A 16302-nucleotide genomic window follows, 5' to 3' on the forward strand; every position below is an offset into this window, starting at 1 on the left:
AGACCTGGTTTTAAGTTTATCCAACATGGTTAAGTGATTTCATTGTTTCTCAAATCAAGTGAAAAGACGTCCCTGGCCGCACTCCAAAATTCGCAAGAGCGAACCCGGGCATAAAGCCTTCTTCCGTATATATTACATCCACCCGTATTTCCGTTCTTCCTGCACAAGCAATGCGCAAACCATTTTGCTCATCGATGGCCAGTATAGTACCGGGTGTAATTTCATTTTCCAATTTCAGATGACCGGGAGTTACATAGGTCAATCCCAACATCCAACCATTCAGCAATGCAGCTGCTCCTTTGTTCCACGGATTACATGCATTCACTAAGCGGTGAATTGCATAGGCGTCCATCGCACTCCACTTGATTTGAAGATCCGCGGGACTTGGTCGCTTATACCAGTTTGTACCAGTCACATCCTGTTTTTGTTCAGCAATATTGCCCGCTGAGAGCGCTTGCAACACTTTATCTGTTAGCTCCATTCCGTTAAACCCAAGCTGAGAACAAAGCATTCCAAAAGTGACACCTGTATGAATCGGAATTGTACTTCTGAACAGAATTGGCCCTTCATCAATCTCAGCCGTCATTCGGTGAACCGAAACACCGGCCTCCTTAGCACCATCCTTCACCATCCAGAAAAGTGGATTGGGGCCGCGGTAAGCAGGAAGCGGTGCGTAGTGAAAGTTGATAAATCCCTGCTTGGGTACATTCAGAACATTGGCAGGTATCTTCCATGGAAAGGTCTTGACAAGCACCGCATCAGCAGCGGCGGTAGACACCCATTCTTTCAGGTCGTCGGTAAACGTAGTCTTGCTGAATTGACGAAAGGAGACATTGTAATTAGCACATAGCATCCTTACAATCGTATGCACTTCGCTCTCCCTCTCCGCCATGCCAATACCAGCTACTATGCCTGATTGTAGCAGTCGGTTTGTGGCGGGTAGCGCCATGCGGTCGTTGCATAGGATCAAGAGTTTCATATCAGGTACACAGGTAATGATTAAACCATCCCGAAGTAACACCTGTTGGCTGATCGTTCATCATCCTCAGGTGCTCAGCGGCATCTATTTCCAACTTGTCCAGTATCGAAATATTAACACCTTCTCCCGGTGTTCGGCTCATCTCGGCATAATACAGCGGGGCAAAGGCGAAGTGTGTATCAGGGTGTATGGTCACTTTCCCTCTCGGGCTTTCATATGACCACCCAGCAAGCAATTCTTTCAGAGGAGCATTTGAGTGTTGCGTTTGTTGTAACAAATGAGCTGCAACGATCCCTGCCTCCCAACCAAGCAAATGAAATATATTCGCCTTTTTGCCTTTTCGTTCTAAAATCTCGTTTGTGAAAATAATATTATCTGGATTATCCAGCATAGATAACCACGGTGTATATGCGTAAAATCTTCCCGCCGGTAATGCGTAAGACGATGCAATCTGTTCTTCGAACATGAATGACGAGCAATGGAAATCTAATTGTTGCAGTGCATCATTTTGTCCATGTAATGCTTTGACAAACAGTGACGATAGATAAGTACTGAAGCATGCAGCAACGCTGCTGTCAGTATTAGTGTTCACCACTTCTAAGAATGGAGCAATGGTAAATTGCGATTCTTTGTAGTGAGCTACATAATTACCTACAATAGCACCTCCGGCATCCTGCACACCTCGATGATACGCCCAGGGACCACGATAGCCTCCGTCATAAAATGACGTGGCCATGATCACCTTGTTGCTATTTTCTCCGGCTTTTTTACCAGAGAAATAGGAAGCATGAAGCCCTTGCAAGGAAATGTGTATTGCGTTGACACCTGGACCTTCAGAAGGAAAATTCATTCCGGCATCCAATACTATCAATTTCTTGCCAGCAGCATCAAGTAGCGGATGCAACAAAGCAGCGTTTACTGGTGAAAGATAACCTACAATAATATCGGCCTCATCCTGCAACAATAATTTTTCGGCTTTGGCATATACTTCCTTTTTGTCCTCACCAAAACCAATGTTCTCTGGCACAAAACGCACATCACTTATTCCCTCGCAATTCAACTTTATGCGAAGACCATCCAGCAGATCAAAACCCATCGTCGGGTAATCAGTTGATCTGGATAGTAAAACTCCAATTGTCATGAACTTTTATCGTTTATTCCTATAATCCTGTAAAAGGACGGAGATATACTCCGTCCTTTTTACTATTCTAAGTTTCAGGTCAATTCAACTTAATTAATTCCGTGCGGGGAATACTCCGCGCATGCAAATGATATAATTCATTGCCATATACGGCTGTTCGATGCTGAATGGTTGGTTACCACCCATGGGACTCATTTGCAACTGTGCAGGACATGTACCCATATTAACGGTAGCTGCACCGGCATATCCCGTACTTGATGCATAAGCCGCCCCAGAAGGCGATGCTACATTACCACTATCATCCAGGCAGTATGGTGCTGCAACTACCGACACCGGGTGCACGTGGGCCGGCATTTGAGTTACGTTTAGACTAACGGTCGGTGTACCTCCTACCTGGCCAAGATCATACATAGATAATCCTGGGCCTGCGCCCGCACCTATCACGCTACGTCCTTTCAGATCAGGCAATCCAAATGTTGTTGTTCCGTTTCCGCCGTATACAGTTCCTAATATTGAAAACAGGGCCGTATTTGAGGCGATAGCTATGATTTGCCCCTGGCAAAACGCCCAGTTCTGGGGCTCAAAATTGCCGGCAAACATTGTTGTATATCCAATTACTCCTTCCATAGGAATGTTGTTTAAACTTGATAGAAAAATTAGTTTCTGCTTGGAAAAATCCCCTCTACTGCGATTACATAATTCATAGCCAGGTATGGAGAATGCATCTCAATAGGCTGGCTTCCTCCCGCTACCGGTGTAGCTGCCGAAGATGTGTACGAATTCATTGACCCATCAAAACCGGCGCTATAGTGATTAGCAACTGATGCAGGGTAAGCATTCGTAGGATCATCCGTAGTTCCGTCGGCTGTGGACACCGGCTGATTGGCAGTTACGCTAATAATTGGGTGATTATGCGTCGGTAAATTTGTACTTAACAGAGTAACAGCTTCTGTGCCTCCGATTTGTCCAATGTAATACGGCGACAGTCCTGTACCTTGCCCTTGGTGAATAGCACATCGGCCACGAAAATCAGGGAGATTAAAGGTCGTTTGACCATCACCGCCATAGGTAGTTCCTATTAGTGAGAATAAAGCAGTGTATTCCGATATCGGCATTGCCTGCCCCTGGCAAAGCATCCAGTTAACCGGTGCAAAATTTCCGGCAAATATAGTGACCGTACCGAGATATGGTTCAACAAACATTATGTATGATTTAATGGTTAAGAGTTAGTTTCTTGAAGGGTATATTCCGTACATGCAGATTATATAGTTTACAACGAGGTAGGGCGCCATTATTTGAAAAGGCATTCCCGAACCCGTGGTTCCTATGTTGGTGCTTACAAGATTAGGCGCCTTCATGAAAGCCGATGCTGTAGGAGTTGTACTATAAGCATTTGCAAGCGTGCCAGGAACAGCGTCAGCCGGCGACTCGTCGCCACCAGAAGTATTGTTTCCCCTTGGCGTAAGGGTAACGTTACCATCATGCGTGTGCGCTGGCATGTTGCTGATCGTTAATATGGCGGTTTCTGTACCTCCGATCTGACCAAGTGTGTAGTTCGGCAAACCCTGTCCTTGCCCGGTACCGATTGCCGTACGGCTTTGCAAATTTGGCAGCGCAAAAGTGTTTACACCGTTGCCGCCGTACGTTGTGCCAATCAACGAAAATAAAGCCTGGTTTTGAGCGATAGATAGAAGCTGGCCATTACAATAGGCCCAGTTCTTAGGTGCGAAGTCAGGAGCCCAGGTCGTGACTACCGCGAGTGTTCCTTCCATAAGGTGTTAGTTTAAAGTGTGTTTTTAAATTGGTGATCAATAAATGTATTAACAACGCAGCTACGCGTTTGTCAAGTAATTTTTAAGGAATAGTAGCTAATGGGAATTGTAGCACGTGTCGTGCTGGAGATGCATCTGCGCAGCTGAGATTGCCACAACAACAAGGAATAGGCGAAACAATATGAATTTGACTTCATAGTTTTCAATGTTTAGGTATAAAGGCAAAAAAAAGAAATCAAGCACCTGCCTTCAAAAAAATCTCTAACAAGTCTTATTACAGGTGGTTAAAACTAGTGTTATTTTCTAATACCAACAATTAAAAGCAATTAAACACAAGCTGTTATACAACAGTCGTAGCAGATGCAAACAACTCAGACAGCCATTCATTTATCTTGCAATCAACAACAAGGTGTACTCTATCTGTTGTACCTCTGTTACTTACACTATGAGGAAGGTTAAAATTTAAATACCAACATTCACCTTCTCTCATTGTTACTAATTCCTTATTCAAGTAAAATTCCAGTGCTGGATTTGTCATCACTGGGATATGCAACCGTACTTCTCCGTCCTCAAAAGCCAGGTCATAATCTCTATGCTCTTTGATACTTGATCCGGCCTTCAGCCTTAAAAGCCGCACGTCGATCTTTTCGCACTCCAGCGATGACACCGCGTTATGAATATAGGAACACCGCAACAGGTGGGCCGTATCCTGGTAGATGCCTTTGCCAGTCGGGTCTGGAAATATTCGTTTAGGATCTCCATCGACGGAGCGCAAGGGTATTGCACTCCAGTCGCCACTGTAATAAGGCGTATTAAAATGCGGTATCCAATCTTCCTCGGGGAATGATAACACCTCGGCGTGTAAGCGCGTAGCATCGAACCGCAATGGTAATAGAACTTTGTCGATCATGGTTTAGTTTAGTTGATTGGATTTAAAATTAATCGGCCCACATCCGTAGCAAATTGCTGTGGGTCTGTTGTAGCAAATGCGCTTCAACAGATTGCAAATCGACCGCACGAAGCGAGTCTATAACCTGCTGTATATCGAATAACATTTTGCGCGACTCTGCATCTTTCACCATGCTCTGCATCCAGCTTACTGCAACACGTCTTTCGCCTTTTATAACCGGACGAACCCTATGCAACTGCGTGCAAGGATAACAAATGGCATCACCAGCGGCAAACTTATAGAGCAATGTACCTGACGAAGATTGCAACTCCAGTTCGCCACCTTCGTACTTATCCGGATCATTTAGAAACACTGTGATGGCAATATCCGTACGCATCATGTTGCCCATTAGCGGACTGTCGACATGCCAGCCATATTCCATACCATCGGTATACTTGCTAATAAGGAAAGGATAAACGTGTTTGGGAAAAATAGCATCGCGAAGCAGCATACTGTTATTCAGCCCATCCAGTATTACTTGTTGCAGCATGCCATACTGAGGTGCGTTCATATCTACCTGTAAATTATTCTTAACATCTCGTGCAGCAGCCGTGGCTGTTTCGCGGCCATCCGCATACCTTGCGGTCTCAAGCAAATTATGGACAACAGTAAGCTGCTGGCTGTTCAGCAGTTCTTTTACGTGGAGATAGATGGCGTGGTTATTCATTTGATCTTGTGTGATTGTTCATTTATTCCCTAATCCACTTGATCATGTGAGGATAGGGCTTCATATTATTTGCATGTGCATTATTCTCATCATAGCAAAGCCCGATCCATTGAAGTGTTGGCAGTGCAATGTATCGGCCATTTGTGTATTGCTCAATGTACCAGTCAGATGCTCCTTTATATCCGTTGGGGTGAAACACAACCTGTGGGGATAATCCGAGGTGAGTCAAAGCGGCATAACTCCAGGCTATCGCCATCATTTCTTCTCCACCCGCCTGGCTTCGTTCTTTATCTTCTCCAACATTTCCTCCAGCTATTTTCCTTTCTTCTGCAGGCATTACAGCCAGGTGTCCGGCCTCATGCAATAAGTCTCCCGGATAAAGCAGTTTTGCTTCATCAACAACGAGCTTTCCGTTCTTAATAAGAATACCGGGCAGGAATGTTATTTCATGGATAGCAGTGCATTCCACTTCGATGCCAATAGAGCGGATAAACGTGATCATTTTTTGGGTGAGCATACCAATCAAGCAGATACGAGATAGCAATATTACAAAAAGCCAATACTATTTATTGAGTGTATTTGTTATGAAACAATAAAATCACGCAAACCAAAAGCGCCCCGAAGACCGAGGCTCTTTTAAGACAAATTGATTATCAATTAGTTCATTTCACTTCCGCATAATCTGTACTTACTATGCTAAAAATACCATAACCATTTTTTACGTTGCTATATACATTAGTGGGCTCTGCAAACGGGTTACCCATATTTTCAGAAGCAAACCGATAAGACTTTTGATAACGAAAATACGCTTCGGGCACATGTTGAAGCTCGATGCCAGCATAAAACAAAGTCCCATTGACATCCTCTACAGGTTGCAAAACATTACTTGGAACAAATATTCGCAGCTCTTTTGCAGTACCATTAAAAAGTGCATCTCTGAAAAATATCCCATCGGAAGAAAGACAGGTGTTCTGATCAATGCTCTCATTATAGATACTTTCAACGCTGGGATCATTTGTATTGACGCAGGTTGAATATATATTACCATGCATGAATGAATCTTCTACCACAGGAACAATGAGACTTAGCACATAAAAATCGCCCGCGTCCATCGGATCGTCAAAACTGATTCGTACCTCGTCTTGTTGCACGCCGTCAATATCGACACGCGCGTTGGGAATTCGCTGGACTGATTTTATTTTTACTGCAGACGGCACTTCTGACTCAGCTTCCACAGCATTAAATCCCGGGGCGGAAACTTTGATCGTGTATTTTTTACCGGCCTCCGCAATGTTGCCAGAAGTGTATACGCCGTTTACGTTATCGTAGTGCATTGAACCTAACGCTTTGTCGCCTTCGTACAACACAACTGTTGCATTGGGAACGCTCAGGTCAAGACTAGGCTTATAGTTCAAAATTGCAACACTCTTACCCACCTGCAACCTGAATGTATCATCAACCAATGTGCTACTGCTAATGACTAACGATGACTGATGTTGTGGAATATCAACCTTTACTTCCTTAGTACACGATGCAGCAAATGCAAGCGCTATTACCGGAATCACTATTTTATATAAATTCATATTGCCGCTTTTTTAGAATTTGAATTGATAGCTGATTGAAGGGATTATCGGAAAGAGACTGATCTGCTTGAATGTTGTTTTACCATTGTTTGTCTCACTGTAGACATAGAAAGGATTCATCCTGTTGTAAATATTATAAGCACTAATGATCCATGCGCGTTCCCAGCCCTTTCGTTGCTTCCAAAATTTGACGCTTACATCACCGCGATGATATGCCGGCATCCTGTAGCCATTTCGACTGCCGTATATAGCCACTTCCTGTCCATCCTGGCCCTGATACATACCCAAAGGCATTGTAATAGCATTACCGGTACCATAGATCCATTCTGCACTTAGCTCAATACTATTTGACAGTTTGTATATACCCGCAACCTTCACATCGTGCCGCCTGTCATAGCGATACGGAAACTCTTCGCCATTATTCAGGTTATCAAACTGCCTTGTGGTCCACGACAGTGTGTAACCTAACATACCGGTAAACTTTCCTTTCTTTTTCTGCAAAAACAGTTCACCGCCGTAGCTTTTTCCTTTGCCGATTTCAACTTTATCCTCCCAACTTGTGCTGCTATTAAAGAAACTGGCACCTTCTTTATACTCCAACACGTTCTCCATCGTTTTATAGTATCCTTCCACGCTTATTTCTATGCCGGTGTTGTGTGTATAAGCTGCGCCTATCGCCGCTTGATGTGATTTTTGAGCAGGCACTCTGTCTGTAACAGGCACCCACAGGTCGGTAGGTAAGCCAATCGACGAGTTAGTGAGCAGGTGAATAAACTGATTCATTTGCACATATGAGGCCTTTAGGCTTATCTCGTCAGACAATAGATAACGCAGCCCTGCACGCGGCTGTATAGCCTGGTAGAGCTGATCCCTAACCGTAAAACCTGTCCAGTGTACACCAAGGTTTGCTTTTAGCTTTGAACTGATCCGAATATCGTCCTCAATATAGCCATCGATCTCACCAGCATTGATGTCTTTCACGCCAAACGTTGTATCGAGATCCTGCACGCTAGATTTCAGCTTGATCTGTTGCGCACCTGGCTTGTAGGTATGTGCTATGTAGCCCACACCAGCTTTGATAAAATGGTTAGGACCCGGAAGAAAATCAAAATCATACTTTACGGCCTTATCGTTAATGCCAGAAGTGTATTTTAACAGGTAGTCCTCATTTACGTTGGTAAACGTGCTCTTGTTCTGTGCGCTGATCAAAAATTGATATTGGCTGTAGTAAGTAGTTAAGTTACCAAACAGTTTTGGCGAGAATTCGTGATTCCAGCGGCCTACTGCTGTGATATTACCCCAACGCAATCCCGTATTAAAACTGGAAGCTCCCCATGTACCGTTATCTTCGGTCTGACGTGCATAAAACTTGTCATTCCCAAAATAACCGCTGATATAGATGTGATCTTTTTCGGTGATCTTAAAATTTGCTTTACCATTCAGATCGTAGAAATAATACCCGCTCTTCAAATTGCCGCGCATGAGGGGCTGTGCTAACACATCGATATAGGTACGACGTCCAGAGACCATAAAGGACGACTTACCTTTCTGTATAGGGCCCTCGAGCATAAGCCTAGATGCTATAAGGCCAATCCCTCCTTCACCATGCAATTTGTTCTTGTCACCTTCTTTCATGTTAATATCAATGACAGAAGATAGCCTGCCACCATAACGAGCAGGAAAGCCTCCTTTGATCACTTCAACACTACGTATTGCATCCGCATTGAACACACTAAAGAACCCAAACAAGTGGCTCGCATTGTACACAGGCACTCCGTCAAGTAAGATCAGGTTTTGATCGGGTCCTCCTCCACGTACGTAGAGACCAGACGTACCTTCATTGCCACCCTGCACACCTGGCAGCAATTGTATTGCTTTAAGTATGTCCACTTCTCCCATGAAAGCGGGGAGTGATTTGATCGTTTCGATCGGAAGGTCGATTGCCGACATCTGCGTACGGGTTTGGATCGCGTCCTTTTGCGCTGTCACCACGACTTCCTTCAAATCTTTCGCCTGATCCAGTTCAATATTTAATGTGACATTCTTTTCGCCGGTAATGGTTTGGGTAAAAGGAGCAAAACCAATGTATGTAGCTCTCAGTTCTGTATTAGCGCCGGCAGGTATGGTAAGCGAGTAAAATCCATAGGTATTGGTTGTCGTACCAATATTCCTGTCGGGTATAAATACCGTAGCTCCCAGCAGACGCTCACCACTCTTTTTTTCGGAAACATAACCGCTAATGGTGATGGACTGGGCCCATATGCTTCCCGAGCAGAGCAATAATACCAGGGAAAGGATCGCCTTCATATTCTTCATACAAACCTGATGTTTTTAGTAAAACGATGAAAGTTGTTAAACCCCTATGTTGTTGTGAAAGTTTTTTAAAACTCCCATTTGTCGAGGACAAATACGAATTGTTGCTTATAGACACCCCCAATCACACCCATTCCATTTTGTACCGGGCTTTTTAGATTGGCCGGAGTACCAGACGTGAAATATTCGGAATTCGGATTGTACAGCTCGTAGGCTTGCAAATAGTCAAAATAGTCCTTCGATACAGACTTCACTTGTAATAAAACCCGCCCCTTATCTGTCTCGCTTGTAAAATAATTCTGGCCAATGCTGAGGTACACCCGCGTGGTGTAGTCAGATCCGGAGAATTTGTAGTCAGTCAACAGTATCCGCCGGAAGGCATTAAAAGAACTATTGCTCTTTAAGTTTTCTGTATTAACGTCTGCAGTATGCAGATTCTGCCTTATGTAGGTGTTACTAAAGCTGGTATCAAATTGCGTCTGCAAGTTAGCGCCAGCCAATTTAAGACTGTCGTACTGTGTCTTATGATCTGCTATAGCCACCCACTGGTTGTCAAACCAAAAGTGGCCTGTAATAGTCATAGGTTGTTTCACTGCCTCAATAACATAGAAATGTGCACCTGCCTTATCCTCTATCACCACGTCTATGGCCAGAGCCGTGTCGCTTGCATATACAGCATTCGTGGAGGATGCAACAAATGCAGTAAATGCATCCGGAATCGTGACATCCGTGGTAGCAACTCCGCGATCAGGATGTGTTGCAGAAATATGGTAAACACTGCCCGGCTTTACTATAGCACCGGACGAAAACGGAATTGTATGGAGATACTTCGTCAATGAATCTTCCAAACCACTTAGGGTTATGTTCATTCCTGAGTTGTCTGCCATGTCAATTGAAAGCCCTTGTAGTACTTCAAACTTCATACTTGATCCCGAAGACACCGGCACACTTTGTCCAGCGCGAAAATAAACAGACTCATTTGCTACCAGTTCACCGAGCAGCGCAATTTTCCGGCCACGCTCAACATCGGGTAGATCAAGTTTCTTATTGCACGAAACGCATGCAATAAGCACAACACAAACGATATGTGATAATCTCATCCTCAAAACCTCAACTTGTAATTGACATATGGTACAAATTGCAAAAAGCTTATCCCTGTCAACTGGAATTCATTAGTACTAGCCACACTTGTCAACTCTACATACATCACATTCTGCCGTCCATATAGATTGTAGACGCCAAACGACCAGGTCCGTTCCATATAGCGGCGTTTTTGTTTTCTAAAATTAAACCCTACATCCAATCTGTGTATAGGTGGGAGCCTATAGTCGTTCACCGACGAAAAATTATAAGTATAACCACCATTTGATCCTTGTTGAACGTTTACACCCAAATTGTTTTCAAGGTCCGGACTGATCTGATCTGGCAGTGTAATTGCCTCACCGCTCATATACATCCAGTTAGCGGTGGCTGAAAAGCGCTTGTTTGGCTCATAAGTCAGCAATGCTTTGATATTATGCCGGCGATCGTAACGATAAGGAAATGATTGCCCATTGTTCAGCGAAGCAAATTTGCGCCAGGCCCATGACCAGGTATAAGCCCCATCGAAATGGAATGGTCCAACACTCTGCTTAACGGAAAACTCAGCGCCATAACTCCACCCTTTACCTTGTACAACCTGATCTTCCCAACCTATATTACTAGCGAACGGATCTTTACCAGCATCGAAAGTTGTAGTGTTTAAGATATCCTTATAATACACCTCAACGTTATACTCAAATTTCCATGGGAAATTTGCTGTATAGCCTAGCGTACCTAGCAACGCTTCCTCAGGCGCAATACGACTGGTACTAGGCAGGTAAAAGCCGACCGGTATACCAAAATTATTGTTATTGATATAATGCAGGTATTGGGCCATCTGCGTGAACGATCCATAGATGGTGTGATTCGATGCAAGCTTATATGCAGTATACATACGCGGCTGTAAAGCGGAATAATTGTAGTCTGCATTGAACCAGGTAGCCCAGTGAAGACCCGGGCGTAGTATCCAGCGACTTCCAACTTTGATCTCATCCTCTGCAAAAAGCGTCACTTCATTTGACTGAAAGCGATTAATGTTCAGGTTGAAATCCATGGTGGTGAATTGCTGTTCTGAAACAACAGAAATGGGATTAAAATCTGAATACGTATAGTTTACGCCGGCCTCAACATGATGCTTTAGATTGGGATAGTAGTGCAACTGTACCTTTCCCGAGTAATCGTTTATTGAAGAACGCCCCGTATTGAACGACACTTTACCTGTATCTCCAAAACTACTGAACTGTCCTTCTCGTAGCTGAAAATTGAACTTGCTATAAGTGAGGATCGTATTAACAAACAGTTTGGGATCAATAATGCTTGTCCATTTGGCAGAACCGATGAGATTGCCCCATCGCATGTCAAATTCATCGAGGGTAGCTTTGGTTGAAACGCGATCTCGTCCTGTGTAAATACTTAAGTACAAACGGTTATTCTTATTGACGATATAATTCGCCTTCCCGTTGATATCATAAAAATTGAAACCCAGATCATCTGTAAAGGGACGCCACAATGCATCTATCCACGTCCGGCGAGCCGACAGCATGACCGAAGCCCTGTCTTTTATGATCGGCCCTTCCAGACTTAAGCTGCTTTTCACAAGGCCCATATTAAACTGGCCGCCAATACGCTCCATGTCGCCATCTTTCGTATTCACATCGATAACTGATGCAAGGCGACCGCCAAAACGCGCAGGAAATGCGTCCTTGTAAAAGTCAACCGATTTGATGGCATCCAGGTTGAATACAGAAGTCAGTCCTAAAATATGATCTGCATAATAAACAGGCACACCATCAAGCAAATACAAGTTTTGCCCCGGATCACCACCACGCACAAGGATATTGGTCATCCCATCTGTGCTAGCCTGCACACCAGCTGTATTTTGTATCGTGCGAAGTATATCATTTTCTCCCAGCAAAGCAGGAGATCCCTCGATGTCATTTAGTTGAAAATGGGTCCGATCGTGCGACTCTTTGCCTTTTTGTGTTACTTTAATTTCAGCTAACTTATTGTCAGAGGTAAGAAAAAAGTCTTTTCGGGTGTCGCGCTTTAGCGAAACCAATAAAGTGTCGGGACGAAAACCCAGGTAATTGCAAACGATCTTGTGATCGCCCTCTGGCAATGCCATGCTATAAAATCCGTAGTTGTTGGTAACTGTGCCCGCTTGCAGGCCAGCAACATAAACTGTAGCACCGATCAAAGCCTCTTTGCTATTTTCTTCTTTTATGTAGCCATTGATAACAAAGGCCTCCGATCGAAGGTATTTTTTTCGGGAATCGCGCGAGACGATCAATATTTTATCTTCCCTTTCGATCACGGATACCTTTTGATCGACAAGTATTGAATTTAGCACCTCCCCCACAGTTCGCTCATTGCCGCGCAAACGAACAAGCGTGGTTAGGCTTACTGACGAAGTGCTATACGAAATGGGAACTGGTACCTTATCATGGATATCGGCGAGATAAGCTTCAATGGTTCCTTCTGAAAATGTCGGAACGTACGCTACCTCTAACAACCGACCATTCTGCGCAGTTGCCTGAAATGCTGCCACAATAAGGCATAAAACAAATACATAGCGCAGTTTCTTTCTCATGCTTATTTGGCGCTTACCCGGTAGCTATCACCACTCTTAGACCATTGACATTGTGAGACAAGACAAAGATCGGTGAGCATTGCCTCAAGGTTCTGATCTTTAAAGCTGATGTCTATCAACTGCTTCTTTTGTTCCTCGGTCATATTTTGATCAAGTGCAATCACGGTGTCTTTTACCTGGTTGAGCTCTTCAATTATCTCCACCAACGACGTTTTAGAATAATTTAAGGCGCCGGCTTGCCAATAAAGCACATTATCTATCCTGGCAGTTTGCTCAACCAGGCGCCCATCTTTCAACAATCCTTTCTCGCCGGGCGTTAAAATCACGGAGGCTGCTGTCTTGTTATCCGACATCTGCACCCTACCAGTTTTTACTACCACAGTAGCCTGCGCCTCGCTGCACTTCACATCAAAAGAAGTTCCTAACACCTGAACTTTAGCCGATTGGGCATCAATAATAAACGGCTTTTGCTCGTTACGGGTGACTTCGAAAAACGCTTCTCCTTTAAGGGCAACCAGACGTTCGCTTCCCGAGAAAGACTTTGGATAGCTCAATGTGCTGCCTTTACGAAGCATAACGTGCGAATTGTCCGGAAGTTCCACGTCCATATTACTTTCTACCGCCGCGATCGTTACCACTCTTGCGCCCTGGTACCTGCCAATTACAAAAAACCCGATTAGCAATGCCGCTGCTGCTGCCAAACTATAACGCACCCATGGCAGAGATATTACGTTAGGCTTCTTTGTTTTATCCAACTGAAGCTTGCCTGAAACGCGCAGCCAGGCGGCATCGGTATTAAACTTTGGACCAGATGGTATACTATCAGACTGATTCCAGATAGCCTTTAAGTTTTCGTATTCAGCCAGGTTTTGCGGATTAGCGGAAAGCCATTCGTTAAGCTGCTGAAGTTCTGCTTCAGTTGCCTCGCCATTTACATCCTTGGCTATATTAATATATACTTGCTCGTCCATTGTTATCACCTTTAAAAACGCAAAAAAATTTTATTACCCCTATTTCAGCCACAAATCTCCAAGAAGAAAGAACAATCCCACCAGCGTCACTGCCTGACTAACCACAAAGTCCCGCAAAACTCTTATGGCCTTGCCCATTTGATTCTCTATTGTTTTCACCGACAAATCCAATGCTTTAGCCGCCTCTTTATAACTCATACCCTGCATCTTTACCAACAGAAAAACCTCTTTGCATTTGGGCGGCAGCTGATCCAAAGCCTCAGCTATTCGGCGTTCATTTTCAGCCTCGTGCTCCTGGTGCTGGCGAACGGTAAGAAACGGTTCAGGCTCTGGTTCAGGTGTATTGTCTGTTGATGCCGTGCGTTGATTCTTTTGTTTTCGAATAACTGTGATACAATTATTTCGCACGGCTGTAATCAAATAAAACTTGACATCCGGACTGCTGATCAGCTCCTTTTTTTGTTCCCATATCTTGATGAAGGTTTCTTGGACTACGTCTTCAGACATGTGCTCGTCCTGCAAATAGGTGTATGCATAACGACATAATCGCTCATATTCACGGGCAAACAGGTCCTTAAAAACTGAATCCAATCCATGCTGGGGCGGCATAACGGCGTTTTTACAAAAATAATTAATATATGAAGCTCTCGCTACTTCATGACCTTTCATCTACATATTATAAAACGTAAAAAGCGGGATTTACCCCCACTTATTGTCGCACAGGCACAGGAATTATCCAAAATCGGAGATCCGGGGCAGTATAATTAAGCATCATAACTTGCCCGTCCTGTACCGGTACAATATCCTTAGCAGCTCGGGCGGCAGCAAAATCACGAACATCCTGCTCAGTGCTACTTAATATCTCGATATCGGTATCCTCTGCCGATTTATCAGTTTTCCTGGCCCTGGTATTGCCACCTTCCTGGCGGTCAAAGTCTAGTGTTGTAATATTTCCTTGTGGGGCTGTTCCTATAGAATCAAGGGTCGCAAAATATCCGGTTGCTTTGCCTTTTTTATTATCAAGATAGGCGATCACTGTTTTGTCGCCAGTGGGCACTACAGCGCGATAGCCAAAAAACCGCTTTGAATCCAGCCATTGGGCTAGCTCTGTAGCGTTTTTGTTGCTTACAGCCCCCTTTACCATTAAACTACGTACTGGTTTTGATATTTGAGAAACTCTATCAGGCTGACCATCTTTATTTATATGCACCAGAATGAAATCCTGCACTGAAAAGGTTGCAGTGGCAGCTTCAACACCCGCCGTTTTTGTATACAACTCGCCTAACAAAGTAAACCCTTCGTCTTTTGCGTCAGGAATAACGTTTTGAATTTGCACCCCGGCTTTGCCAGATTCAAGATCACTAATGATGCTGTTTTTCACTTGCGTCTTAATAAGACTCCATGGTATAAACTGCAATTTTTCAGGTCTTCCTGTCGGATCTAGTTTTGCAAAGAACAATCCGGCAGATTTGCCTGGCGATGGCTCTCTTTGAAAAATCCCTGCTGTAGCGATAAAGCCATTTTTCACATCAATAAAAGCCGGGATAGCTATGTTTTCAGCCTCTCTTATCTCTGTTGAAAAAAAATCGTCGCCGCCCATGCCGTTTAATACCCGCACTGAATAATCCTCCCTCACGCCTGCATCATCTTTCTGCAAAAGAAATATGCGGTCCATCTCAGTTTTGAGGTCCAGGACCTCAAAACCCGGCCTTCCATCAAGTGTCTTTTGCCAACGTGAGGTAAGTTCAGCATCCATTCCCTCCATTTCAAATGCGGCTTTACCATCCCGATTGGTGCGAATGATAACGTAGTCGTTAGGGCTAATTGGATAAATGGTTGAATATCTGGCAGCAGATAGAGCGGAGGCTTTAATATCCGCCTCGTCTTTTCTCTTAAAAACGTTCCCCCCTTCATCCAAAACCAGCATCGTGCGCGTTTTATTGCCGACATTCACTAGCTGTACAATATAAAATTGACCGGTAAAAGCAGAGGCCGCTAATTGGGTACCTTTGGAAACAGGTACGTTAATCTCTCGACGGGGCTGCATCCCTCTGTCAAATATTCGCACAGCAACATTTGCGCTATCCTGCGAATTGGCGTCCATATACGCTACATAATACAGTTCACCATTATTAACAGAGCGCACTCCGGAAAAACTTTCCGGACTTACCCCTGTAATAGATACTTCTTGTGCATTTGTCTTACAAACTAAAATCTGTGTAGCCCAAAAAGCTACGAATAATAAACGCTTCATACC

General features: G+C 44.1%; 15 protein-coding genes. All 15 read right to left on the reverse strand.

Annotated elements, in window-relative coordinates; genetic code table 11:
• Window positions 1–49 precede the first annotated feature (49 nt).
• Window positions 50–979 (reverse strand): methionyl-tRNA formyltransferase, encoded by a 930-nt coding sequence (locus P2W83_RS03115; protein WP_276132229.1) that lies wholly within the window; start codon window positions 977–979, stop codon window positions 50–52.
• A 1-nt stretch (window position 980) separates the two neighbouring features.
• Complete coding sequence (locus tag P2W83_RS03120; RefSeq protein WP_276132230.1) at window positions 981–2120, reverse strand: ABC transporter substrate-binding protein; 1140 nt, start codon at window positions 2118–2120, stop codon at window positions 981–983.
• Between the two features lie 93 nt (window positions 2121–2213).
• Window positions 2214–2747, reverse strand: coding sequence for a phage tail protein (locus P2W83_RS03125; RefSeq protein ID WP_276132231.1), 534 nt, complete (start codon window positions 2745–2747; stop codon window positions 2214–2216).
• A gap of 29 nt (window positions 2748–2776) precedes the next feature.
• On the reverse strand, window positions 2777–3322 hold the full coding sequence (locus P2W83_RS03130) for a phage tail protein (protein WP_276132232.1): 546 nt from the start codon (window positions 3320–3322) through the stop codon (window positions 2777–2779).
• 24 nt (window positions 3323–3346) lie between these two features.
• The gene (locus P2W83_RS03135; RefSeq protein WP_276132233.1) at window positions 3347–3892 is read right to left on the reverse strand and encodes a phage tail protein; all 546 of its coding nucleotides are present in this window, start codon (window positions 3890–3892) and stop codon (window positions 3347–3349) included.
• Between the two features lie 340 nt (window positions 3893–4232).
• Complete coding sequence (locus P2W83_RS03140) at window positions 4233–4802, reverse strand: aspartyl/asparaginyl beta-hydroxylase domain-containing protein (RefSeq protein ID WP_276132234.1); 570 nt, start codon at window positions 4800–4802, stop codon at window positions 4233–4235.
• 28 nt (window positions 4803–4830) lie between these two features.
• Window positions 4831–5508: a Fe2+-dependent dioxygenase gene (locus P2W83_RS03145; RefSeq protein ID WP_276132235.1), complete on the reverse strand. Its 678-nt coding sequence runs from the start codon at window positions 5506–5508 to the stop codon at window positions 4831–4833.
• 22 nt (window positions 5509–5530) lie between these two features.
• Window positions 5531–6025: a hypothetical protein gene (locus tag P2W83_RS03150; protein ID WP_276132236.1), complete on the reverse strand. Its 495-nt coding sequence runs from the start codon at window positions 6023–6025 to the stop codon at window positions 5531–5533.
• 145 nt (window positions 6026–6170) lie between these two features.
• Entirely contained in the window at window positions 6171–7091 is a 921-nt protein-coding gene (locus tag P2W83_RS03155) for a DUF4249 domain-containing protein (protein ID WP_276132237.1), read from the reverse strand.
• A gap of 12 nt (window positions 7092–7103) precedes the next feature.
• Window positions 7104–9407 (reverse strand): TonB-dependent receptor, encoded by a 2304-nt coding sequence (locus P2W83_RS03160; RefSeq protein WP_276132238.1) that lies wholly within the window; start codon window positions 9405–9407, stop codon window positions 7104–7106.
• Window positions 9408–9472: 65 nt separating this feature from the next.
• Window positions 9473–10504 carry a DUF4249 domain-containing protein gene (locus tag P2W83_RS03165; RefSeq protein ID WP_276132239.1) on the reverse strand — a complete coding sequence of 344 codons (1032 nt, stop codon included), beginning with the start codon at window positions 10502–10504 and terminating at the stop codon, window positions 9473–9475.
• A gap of 2 nt (window positions 10505–10506) precedes the next feature.
• Window positions 10507–13074, reverse strand: coding sequence for a TonB-dependent receptor (locus tag P2W83_RS03170; RefSeq protein WP_276132240.1), 2568 nt, complete (start codon window positions 13072–13074; stop codon window positions 10507–10509).
• A gap of 2 nt (window positions 13075–13076) precedes the next feature.
• Window positions 13077–14045 (reverse strand): FecR family protein, encoded by a 969-nt coding sequence (locus P2W83_RS03175; RefSeq protein ID WP_276132241.1) that lies wholly within the window; start codon window positions 14043–14045, stop codon window positions 13077–13079.
• A 39-nt stretch (window positions 14046–14084) separates the two neighbouring features.
• Window positions 14085–14714 carry an RNA polymerase sigma-70 factor gene (locus tag P2W83_RS03180; protein ID WP_276132242.1) on the reverse strand — a complete coding sequence of 210 codons (630 nt, stop codon included), beginning with the start codon at window positions 14712–14714 and terminating at the stop codon, window positions 14085–14087.
• 40 nt (window positions 14715–14754) lie between these two features.
• Complete coding sequence (locus P2W83_RS03185) at window positions 14755–16299, reverse strand: hypothetical protein (protein ID WP_276132243.1); 1545 nt, start codon at window positions 16297–16299, stop codon at window positions 14755–14757.
• Window positions 16300–16302 lie beyond the last annotated feature (3 nt).

Source organism: Polluticoccus soli, assembly GCF_029269745.1.
Lineage (GTDB): Bacteria > Bacteroidota > Bacteroidia > Chitinophagales > Chitinophagaceae > Polluticoccus > Polluticoccus soli.